We start from the raw sequence: 10,810 nt of genomic DNA on the forward strand, positions 1-10,810 counted from the left end.
ATGAAAAGACATTTCTGAATAAAAAATGAAAAATAAAAGTCATTACCCAAATTACAATGTTTCTGATTTTTCAGTTGCAAAATGTGATGGTGGGGTTACTGGCGCTATAACTTGCGGCGGTTGAGGTCGTAAAGCATCCTGCTTCAGGGCTTTGGCTAACCCAAACATATACAGCAAAATAATAACGGAAAATGGCAAACCACAAAGTACCACCGCGCTTTGCATGGAGTGAAAACTCCCTGCCAAAAGCAAGCCAATACTGACAATGGTAATGACCACAGACCAGAAAACTCTTAACCAAATTGGTGAATCACTTTCATTGCTACCCCCTTTCGAGGACAGATTTGCGATCATGAGTGTACCAGAACCCACTGGGGTCAAAAACAATACGAAACAAATCACAACAACAATGCCAGCAATATAGGGGTTGAATGGTAAATATTCGAGAAGCTTGAATAGAGATAAAGCCGCATCGGTCAACACCATATCGCCGAGTGCTTGCTGCTTTTGATTTAAAATCAGATCAATCGCTGTATTTCCAAAAATTGAGATCCAGGCTAAGGTAAAGCCCAATGGCACCAGACAAACGCCCAGCACAACTTCACGAATGGTACGGCCTTTAGAAATACGTGCGATAAACATGCCGACAAATGGCGCCCACGCAATCCACCATGCCCAGTAAAATACCGTCCATGCACCCTGCCATTCACCCGCTTTGGCATTGAAAAGATACATGTCAAAACTTTTACTAATGAAATGATCGAGGTAATCACCCGTGTTCTGCACCAGACCATTGAGTAAATGATTAGTTGGGCCAGTCAGGAACACAAATAACAATAAGGCATACAACAGACGCAGATTGATACGCGATAGCCATGCCAGACCTTTTTCAATACCGATGACTGTTGTAATGGTCGCCACAAACATCATCAATAACACAACGGCAATCAGCGTTGTATGATTATTGGGAATGTCTGGTACTAAATAATGAAGGCCCGACACCAACACTAATGCGCCAATGCCCAGATTGGTCACAAGGGAAATAACCGTCGCCAGAATCCCGAAACCATCGACAAAATCACCAACCAGACCATAAATACGTTCACCAAAAATCGGATATAACGCAGAACGCAGTGCCAGCGGCAAATCTAAACGGAAGGCAAAATAACCCAGTGTTACACCCAATAAGGCATACAGTACCCAGCCATGAATCCCCCAATGCAGGAAGCTATACATCATGGCATCCCGTGCAGCCTGAATTGTTCCGCCTGTACCTTCGGGTGGTCGCAAGAAGTGATCAACAGGTTCAGCCACGCCATAATACAGCAAGGCAATACCAATCCCCGCCGAAAAGAGCATAGACACCCACGCCAGATAACCGAACTCAGGTTTATCGTCATCTCGCCCTAAGGGAATTTGTCCGACACGCGAAAATGCCAGCCAGGCAACAAAACCTAAACACAGAATAATGACCAGCATGTAATACCAGCCAAATAATTTGTTTGCCTGCCCTTGCACATAGGTCAGCCAGAACTGGCTTTGGGCTGGAAACAGCACAAACAATAGGCCAAAAATGCCTATACTGATTGCAGAGCTCCAAAAAACAAACAAATTTAAACGTATGGGTTCGGATGGGGATCCTTCATTACTTTTTGACACCATGTTCTTGCTCCTTGCAATTGGTGTATTTTTCTTAAAAAATAATGTGATAAGTCCTATTGAGTACTTACCTTCTTATCCATAAGAAGCCTTGATTTCTTACTTTACATCTATTCTTGCCAAGCAAAAATTAATTGATTTTTACAGATTATACTTTTTATTGATTGAACGTTCAATCAATAAAAAGTATGATAAAAAAATGTTATGATGCTCTACATTGAGAAATGTTGAATAAAAAGCACCTTGGCAGGGCTTTAAATGGATAAGCATGACAAAGCGTAGAGTAAAACCGGAACATGTGCGACGTGAAGAAATTATTAACGCCGCATTTTATGTGATTTCTGAAGTGGGGTTATCCAATACCACCATTGCACAGATTGCAAAAAAGGCCGAACTATCAACCGGTATTGTGAGTCACTATTTTGGTGACAAGCAGGGTTTAATCAATACCTGTATGCAGGAGATGCTCAACGTTTTGCGTCAGAAAACTGACCAATATAAAACGGAAGCAGATCCACATCCAGAAAGCCAGATCAAGGCCATTATTGATTCCAACTTTGATATTAGTCAGGTCAACAAACAAGCCATGCGGGTCTGGTTAGACTTTTGGTCTGCAAGTATGCACCTTCCCGAACTTGGACGTTTACAACGAATTAATGATCAACGCCTGTATTCCAACCTGAAACATTATTTCCTCATGTTGGTCGATGATAAACAACAGGCAAGCATTGCCGCCCGCGGATTGGCGGCTTTGATTGACGGATTATGGTTACGTGGCAGTTTAAGCAGTCATGACGAGTTTGACAGCCAGCTGGCACGTTCCATTGCTTACGATTATGTAAAAACGCAATTGCAATTTGCGAACAAGCCCTTGCAGGAGAAACAGAATGAGTGATGCACAAGTTCATCAATTGTATATCCACGGACGTTATGTCGCAGCGACCAGTGGTAAAACATTTACCAGTATTAACCCTGCCAACGGTGAAGTGATCGCAACACTTCAACAAGCGTCACAACAAGACATTGAAGCGGCTGTTCAAAGCGCACAACAAGGCCAGAGAATCTGGGCTGCCATGACCGCAATGGAACGTTCTCGTATCCTACGTCGTGCAGTTGATATCTTACGCGAACGTAATGATGAACTGGCTCAGTTAGAAACCCTCGATACAGGTAAAGCCTACAGCGAAACATCGACTGTCGATATCGTAACGGGTGCCGATGTACTTGAATACTACGCAGGCCTTGCGACTGCCATTCAAGGTGAACAAGTTCCACTTCGCGAATCAAGCTTCTTCTATACCCGTCGCGAACCCCTCGGTGTAGTGGCTGGTATCGGTGCATGGAACTATCCAATTCAAATCGCAATGTGGAAATCTGCCCCTGCCCTCGCTGCGGGTAATGCCATGATTTTCAAACCAAGCGAAACCACGCCACTGACTGCATTCAAACTTGCTGAAATCTATACCGAAGCAGGCTTACCAGACGGCGTATTTAACGTAGTACAAGGCGCTGGTCGTGATATTGGTCAATGGCTAACTGAACACCCAGTGATTGAAAAAATCTCGTTCACTGGTGGTGTCGAAACTGGCAAGAAAGTGATGGCAAGTGCTGCGGGTTCAACGTTGAAAGAAGTGACGATGGAGCTTGGTGGTAAATCTCCGCTGGTTATTTGTGATGATGCCAATCTTGATCGTGCTGCTGATATTGCAGTGATGGCGAACTTCTTTAGTTCTGGTCAGGTATGTACCAATGGTACGCGTGTATTTGTACCAAAAACCATGCTCGCTGATTTTGAAGCAGCCGTTGTTGAACGTGTAAAACGTATCCGTATTGGTGATCCAATGGCTGAGCAAACCAATTTTGGTCCACTCACCAGCTTCCCGCATATGGAAAAAGTGCTGTCATTCATCGAGTCTGGCAAACAGCAAGGTGCGAAAGTGCTGATCGGTGGTGGCCGTGCCACTGAAGGTGATCTAGCCAAAGGCGCATATGTATTACCAACCGTTTTCAGTGATTGCCAAGATGATATGGCGATTGTGCAGGAAGAAATCTTTGGCCCAGTCATGAGCATTCTGAGCTATGAAACTGAGGAAGAAGTGATTCGCCGTGCCAATGCCACTGACTTCGGTCTGGCAGCAGGTGTGGTGACTCAAGACATTACCAAAGCACATCGCATTATTCACCAGCTTGAAGCAGGTATTTGCTGGATCAATACATGGGGTGAATCCCCTGCGGAAATGCCCGTAGGTGGCTATAAGCAATCAGGCGTAGGCCGTGAAAATGGCTTAACCACACTGGGTCATTACACCCGTATCAAATCTATTCAAGTTGAGTTAGGTGAGTATCAAAGCATTTTCTAATGCGCTCACCCTTCACCCTCAAGATTAATCCTATGTGCCACGCCGTCACCTGATCGCGCTGGCACTCTCCAGAATACAAAAGGGATAACGATGAATACTCAAGCATACGACTACATTATCATTGGCGCAGGATCTGCCGGAAATGTGCTCGCAACACGTCTGACTGAAGATAAAGATGTGTCTGTTTTATTATTGGAAGCCGGTGGCCCAGACTACCGTTTAGATTTCCGCACTCAAATGCCAGCCGCGTTGGCGTTCCCATTACAAGGTCGTCGCTATAACTGGGCTTATGAAACCGATCCTGAACCACACATGAACAATCGCCGTATGGAATGTGGCCGTGGTAAAGGTTTAGGTGGCTCTTCTCTCATTAACGGGATGTGCTACATCCGTGGTAATGCCATGGATCTGGATCAGTGGGCAACCATGAAAGGTCTGGAAGACTGGACTTATGCAGACTGCCTACCGTATTACAGAAAAGCTGAAACTCGTGACATTGGTGCCAATGATTATCACGGTGGTGATGGTCCTGTGTCAGTGGCAACGCCTAAAAATGGCAACAATGTGCTATTCCATGCAATGGTTGAAGCAGGCGTACAGGCGGGTTACCCTCGTACCGATGACTTAAATGGCTATCAACAGGAAGGCTTCGGTCCAATGGATCGTACCGTAACGCCAAATGGTCGTCGTTCAAGTACCGCGCGTGGTTATCTGGATCTGGCCAAAGGTCGTCCAAACTTAACCATCATTACGCATGCCACCACCAACCGCATCCTATTCAATCAAAAACAGGCTGTGGGCGTGGAATATATTATTGGTGCAGACAAAGCCAATATGAAACAGGCACAGGTCAAACGTGAAGTCTTACTTTGCGCAGGTGCGATTGCGTCACCGCAAATCCTGCAACGTTCAGGCGTGGGTGAAAGTAATTTCCTGAAATCGATGGACATTGATGTAGTTCATGATTTACCGGGTGTCGGTGAAAATCTGCAAGACCACTTGGAAATGTACTTGCAATATCAATGTAAGCAACCGGTTTCACTTTACCCTGCCCTGCAATGGTATAACCAGCCTGCGATTGGCGCTGAGTGGCTATTCAACGGTACTGGCGTTGGTGCGAGTAACCAGTTCGAAGCGGGTGGTTTTATCCGTAGTTCGGAAGAATTTGACTGGCCGAATATCCAGTACCACTTCTTGCCTGTCGCGATTAACTACAACGGTAGTAATGCAGTGAAAGAACATGGTTTCCAAGCCCATGTCGGTTCAATGCGTTCACCGTCACGCGGTCGTATTAAGTTGAAATCAAAGGATCCGTTTGAGCATCCAAGTATCCTGTTCAACTACATGTCAACCGAGCAAGACTGGCGCGAGTTCCGTGATGCAATCCGTATCACCCGTGAAATCATGGCACAACCAGCACTCGATCCATATCGCGGTGAAGAAATTAGCCCGGGTAAACATATCCAGACTGATGCTGAGCTAGATGAATTCGTCCGTACCCATGCGGAAACAGCATTCCATCCTTCATGTAGCTGCAAAATGGGTGAAGATGAGATGGCGGTTGTAGATGGTCAAGGTCGCGTTCACGGCGTACAAAGCTTGCGTGTGGTCGATGCCTCAATCATGCCATTGATCATTACTGGTAACCTGAATGCCACCACCATCATGATCGCAGAAAAAATTGCCGATCAGATCCGTGGTAAAAAATTGCCACGTTCAGAGGCGGGTTATTACAAAGCGGGTACAACACCGGCACGCCAAGCGCCGTTACGTCCAATACAATAAGCATGAAATTCCTTTAGGGGATACCCGAGGCTTAGGCTTCGGGTTTCACTTCATTCAGGGAGAAATGATGAAAAAAACCTTATTCGTAATTGCACCTTTCGCTTTTTATTTTCAAAGCACTCACGCAACTGAACCCACCTCACCTTACTCTGCCAATATCACTGCGGCCAGCCAATACGTTTCACGCGGTTTCCAGCAAACTTGGGGTAAACCTGCCTTACAGGGTGGACTGGACTACAACCATGACAGCGGTTTTTATGCAGGGACATGGGCATCGACTGTAAGCGATCACTTTATTCGTGATGCCTCTGTTGAATGGGATGTATATACGGGTTATAGCCGTACGATCGGGGATTTTACGGTCGGGACTAAAGTTGCCTATTACTATTATCCAGGCGCAAAAACCACAGCTGACACAGGCAACACCCGCTTTGACTATGGGGAAATCATCCCTGAAATCAGTTACGGCCCATTAAGCGTTAAATATGCCATTACTTATACTCAAGACTATTTTGGCAATAATTCCGATACGCTAGGCATGGGAAATAACCAACATTCTCGCGGCTCAGGTTATCTGGATGTGAACTGGTATCAACCGATCACACAAGGCTGGTCAGTCAATGCCCATTATGGCAATCAACGCATCAAAAACTTTTCTGCAGCCAACTTTCAGGATGCCAGTTTTGCAGTCAACAAAGAATTGCCCTATAACCTGTCCAGCAGCCTGACCTATAGCAAAGCATGGGATAAAGACGGTTTTTATCAGCAATATAGTAATGGTAATCCAAACGCCAAAGTCTCGAATCCAATTGATTCAACAGTGACATTTTCGCTGACCAAAACCTTTTAAATAAGCAAATATCAATCAAGTTCCCATAAAAAAGCCGCTTTCGATGAGAGCGGCTTTTTTTAATTTTGGTATTAAGACTTGACCAAATCGATTGCTGATCCTGCACGTTTCGGATCAATCAAAATTTTGGCATGCTGCTCTGGGTCACGTAAGGCATCAAAGGCATTGCCCACCCCTTCCAGCCCGACCACACCCGTGATCAATGGTGAACAGTCCACTTTTCCTTCTGCAATCATATGCAGTGTGTCACGAAACTCCAGTGGTGTATAACCCAACACATATTGGATTTCCAACTCCTTATTGATCGCCAATGCGGGTTCAATCTTATCGCTTTGCATGCACACCCCCACGCCTACAATACGTGAGAATAAGGGAGCACCTTCCAGAATCTGCTGCATGATCCCTGCCACACCCACACATTCAAAAATCACAGGACGTTTTGGCAACACTCCAAGTTTATCCCCCACTCGCATGGCATTGACCCACGGTAATGAGTAGGTTTGAACCTTATCAAAAAGCCCCATTCCCATATTAATGGCTTCAGAAACATTGCCCAGTAAGCCCAGCTCTTTCCAGTTACTAAATGGAGATTGCTGTCTAGGATCAATCAAGATATCTGCGCCACATTGTTCAGCCAGACGACGACGATTTGGTGAAAAATCACTGGCAATCACGGTTTTAACGCCTGCCGCTTTCAGCATAATAATCACACCCAAACCCACAGGACCACAACCGATCACGATGGCAGGTTCATTTTTCTTGATTCGGCTACGACGTACTGCATGTAAAGCCACTGCCATTGGCTCAGTTAATGCTGCACGATCCGCATCTAAACCATTCGGCACTGCAAACATCAAACTGGATTGCACCAGAACCTGCTCTGCATAGCCCCCTGAAGCAGTTGGCGACAAACCTGTCGGAACATAACCCTGTGGATCAACATTTAATAAAGGCATGGCACAAACCAAGGTATCCGCTTTCAATTTCCGACGTGTTTTAGGACCATAATCCAAGACCTTGCCACAAAATTCATGACCAAAAACCAGTTTATCGGAAGATTTTGCCACACCATTAAAACCAACTCGTGCTGCCAAATCATGCATGTGGTCACAGTGATGTTGCATATGCAAATCCGAACCGCAGATCCCGCAACGCACCACCTCAAGCAAGACCTGCCCTTTGGCTGGAATCAGTTCAAACGAATCTTCAAGTTGCAGTTGAGCGTTATGACAGACCAGAGATTTCATAGGATATTCCTTTTTTGTTTTATTCCAGTTATTCACTTTTCAGCTTGTTCTGATGGGCTGAGGAAATAAGCAAACAACACTTTCCTTAATCCTGACAAGGATAATTGTCAAAACCTATGACCGAAATATAAATATCTTGAATAAATAAGGTCAGCTCCAACTTATATTTTAATTTCAGATGATTCTTATGCTCAGAACAACACGCATAAGCACTGTTTCAATCATTTTCACAAAGTCTTGGAAAATTATATTTTTATTCAATTTCTATTCGAAACATCACCCCAAATAAAAAGAGCTAAGGCAAATACCTTAGCTCCCACAACTTAGAAATTACTTCCAAGCCTGCCGAATCATATCTACCGCTTTCTCTGCAATCATGATTGTAGGCGCATTGGTATTGCCATTGACCACCGTTGGCATAATAGACGCATCAATGACTCGCAGTCCTTCAACACCATATACTTTAAGTTCAGGATCAACCACAGCCATATCATCTACGCCCATTTTACAACTACCAACGGGGTGATAAACCGTATCGACACGTTGACGTAAAACCTCACGGATTTCATCGTCCGTTTTTACATTGGCCGTGAACATATCTTCTTTGATTTTGTCTTGTAAAGCGGGTGCCTGCATCAACTTTTGCGTGACTTTATAACCATCTACCATATCTTGAAGATCCTGTTCATCTTCAAGGAATTTAAAGTCGATGAGTAATGGATCATCCACATGCTTACCGCCGAGTTTGACTGAACCACGTGCACGTGGATTCAACAAACAGACGTGACATGAAATCCCGTGCCCCATATGCATGGTACGGGCATGGTTATCCACCACGGCGATCACAAAGTGTAATTGCAAGTTCGGTTTATCTAGCTCAGGGCGGCTCTTTAAGAAGCCACCACACTCTGCATAGTTCGTGGTGAGCAGACCACGGCGATCTTTACGGTACAGCCCGATCTGCTTAAACAGATCCAGACTACCACCCATTGAGACACCAAAAGTGCCATCCATCAGTTTGGTTTTATAGGCAAAGATAAAGTCCGGATGATCATGCAGGTTCTCACCCACTCCCGCAAGTTCTTTAACAACAGGAATACCATGCTTTTCCAGTTCCTGACGTGGGCCAATACCCGAAAGCATCAGGATATGCGGTGACTGGAATGCCCCTGCCGACAACAAGACTTCCTTGTTGGCTTTGACAATCGTGGTTTGACCTTTATGTCTATATTCCACTCCAACTGCACGACCATTTTCAATCACAATACGTGAAACCTTAGCTTGCGTAACCACATGCAGATTCGGACGTTTTCCTAAATAAGGGAATAAATAGCCGCGCGCAGCACTCCAGCGCTCACCCTTTTTCTGGGTGACCTGATAAACACCTAAACCTTCTTGTTCAGCGCCATTGAAATCATCATTCAATGGATAACCGACCTGTTTTGCCGCTTCGATGAAAGTTTTCTGATAAGGGTTATCTGAAAATAACTCACTGACATTTAAGGGGCCATGTTGACCATGATATTCATTATGGATACGTTCGTTATGTTCTGATTTTTTGAAATAAGGCAGCACCTCTTCATACGACCAGCCCGTATTGCCTAAGGCTGCCCAGTGATCATAGTCACTACGATGTCCGCGAATATAGACCATGGCATTGACCGCAGAACTTCCACCTAAGCATTTACCACGCGGTTGATAACCTTTACGGCCATTCAGGCCTTTTTGTGGAATCGTTTCAAAAGCCCAGTTATTAATTTTAGTGGGAATACTGATGACAGCGGCGGCAGGTGTATTCACAAGCCAGCTATTACCCTCTCCGCCCGCTTCTAATAAACATACCGAAATATTAGGATTCTCTGTTAATCGTCCAGCCAGCACCGAACCTGCTGAACCACCACCTATAATTACAAAATCAAAAGCTGTTTGTGTCATCTCTATACTCTGTTTTTTCTTTTTAAAAAGCGGCAATATTATGCCAAATCTGGCATTTCAATACTGTTATCGTTGTATAAACAAGTTAATACATCAAATGCAAGTTAACGTGATCTCGATCAAACCACAAGCGTAAAATCGCGCAAATCACATGAAGTAAATCGCCAGTATTCAAAATCAGGAAAAAGATTCTTTCTCCAGCTTTTTCTGTTTTAAGTGTTCTACATGCTGTCGGTCTGTTTTCCAAGAAGGCTCCAGCACTTCTTTTTCTATACGATAACGAATTCTTTTTTGTTTCATCGGACTAATCACTTCTTGATTAAAACCTTTTATATAGTTTAACCATGATTTACCACGACATACATTTTCAGGCATTTCTGTTTTAAATTCACTCCGTGCGGTAAATACAATAACCGAATGAATATATTCAGGTGCTACAACATCATTTAAAACCGTTTCCAGTACTTTGGTATGTTTATAGTTCTGATGCAAAGGGTTTTGAAACTTATAACTTTTTTTATAAATTTTCTGCGTCCACTGTTTTTGCCGTGCATTACCAAAAATCCAGCCTGTATAATTTTTGGTTTCGATAATAAAAATCCCATAAGGGCTTATTAGAATATGATCAATTTGTGTGGTACCTTGTTCGCGATCTGGCAGCGTACAATTATTTAATAAGATATATTCCTCACCTAGGTTCTTAGTCACATCGGCTGAAACCTGCATCTCACCGACTTTACCTTTAAAATGCGGTGATTTTAAATAAGCAATCAAAATGAATAGAATAAACATCAGAATGAAATAGAAAAACATATCCCCGCCCCCACTTATAATTTTTAAATGTTTAACAAAATAATTTTAATAAGTTTTATAAATATCATATTTTAGGATAGGAAAAAATCCAGACGTAAAAAAACCGCTAAATTAGCGGTATTTTATCTCATCTTTAAGATGATGGTCGGAGCAGTAGGATT

Annotated in this window: 8 protein-coding genes; 4 read left to right on the forward strand and 4 right to left on the reverse strand. The window is 43.9% G+C overall.

Features of this window, described 5'->3' with window-relative positions:
* Positions 1 to 51 precede the first annotated feature (51 nt).
* Positions 52 to 1,662: a BCCT family transporter gene (locus A9Z07_RS10000; protein ID WP_069578307.1), complete on the reverse strand. Its 1,611-nt coding sequence runs from the start codon at positions 1,660 to 1,662 to the stop codon at positions 52 to 54.
* A 265-nt stretch (positions 1,663 to 1,927) separates the two neighbouring features.
* Here A9Z07_RS10000 and betI point away from each other — a divergent pair, with 265 nt between their 5' ends.
* The 4 genes from betI to A9Z07_RS10020 all read left to right on the forward strand — a co-directional run bounded on the left by betI (position 1,928) and on the right by A9Z07_RS10020 (position 6,654).
* Positions 1,928 to 2,554, forward strand: coding sequence for a transcriptional regulator BetI (betI, locus tag A9Z07_RS10005; RefSeq protein ID WP_005228886.1), 627 nt, complete (start codon positions 1,928 to 1,930; stop codon positions 2,552 to 2,554).
* The gene (gene betB / locus A9Z07_RS10010; protein ID WP_069578311.1) at positions 2,547 to 4,019 is read left to right on the forward strand and encodes a betaine-aldehyde dehydrogenase; all 1,473 of its coding nucleotides are present in this window, start codon (positions 2,547 to 2,549) and stop codon (positions 4,017 to 4,019) included. Before betI ends, betB begins: the two co-directional genes overlap by 8 nt.
* 90 nt (positions 4,020 to 4,109) lie before the next feature.
* Complete coding sequence (gene betA, locus A9Z07_RS10015) at positions 4,110 to 5,804, forward strand: choline dehydrogenase (protein WP_069578314.1); 1,695 nt, start codon at positions 4,110 to 4,112, stop codon at positions 5,802 to 5,804.
* Between the two features lie 67 nt (positions 5,805 to 5,871).
* On the forward strand, positions 5,872 to 6,654 hold the full coding sequence (locus tag A9Z07_RS10020; RefSeq protein ID WP_047430824.1) for a TorF family putative porin: 783 nt from the start codon (positions 5,872 to 5,874) through the stop codon (positions 6,652 to 6,654).
* A gap of 71 nt (positions 6,655 to 6,725) precedes the next feature.
* Here A9Z07_RS10020 and A9Z07_RS10025 read toward each other — a convergent pair whose 3' ends face one another.
* The 3 genes from A9Z07_RS10025 to A9Z07_RS10035 form a co-directional block, all read right to left on the reverse strand.
* Positions 6,726 to 7,901, reverse strand: coding sequence for a zinc-binding dehydrogenase (locus A9Z07_RS10025; protein ID WP_069578319.1), 1,176 nt, complete (start codon positions 7,899 to 7,901; stop codon positions 6,726 to 6,728).
* A 330-nt stretch (positions 7,902 to 8,231) separates the two neighbouring features.
* Positions 8,232 to 9,836, reverse strand: a complete 1,605-nt coding sequence (locus A9Z07_RS10030; RefSeq protein WP_069578321.1) for a GMC family oxidoreductase — start codon at positions 9,834 to 9,836, stop codon at positions 8,232 to 8,234.
* Positions 9,837 to 10,013: 177 nt separating this feature from the next.
* Positions 10,014 to 10,649 carry a nuclease-related domain-containing protein gene (locus tag A9Z07_RS10035; protein WP_069578323.1) on the reverse strand — a complete coding sequence of 212 codons (636 nt, stop codon included), beginning with the start codon at positions 10,647 to 10,649 and terminating at the stop codon, positions 10,014 to 10,016.
* Between the last annotated feature and the right edge of the window lie 161 nt (positions 10,650 to 10,810).

The sequence above is a fragment of the Acinetobacter sp. YK3 genome, assembly GCF_001729365.1.
GTDB lineage: Bacteria > Pseudomonadota > Gammaproteobacteria > Pseudomonadales > Moraxellaceae > Acinetobacter > Acinetobacter vivianii.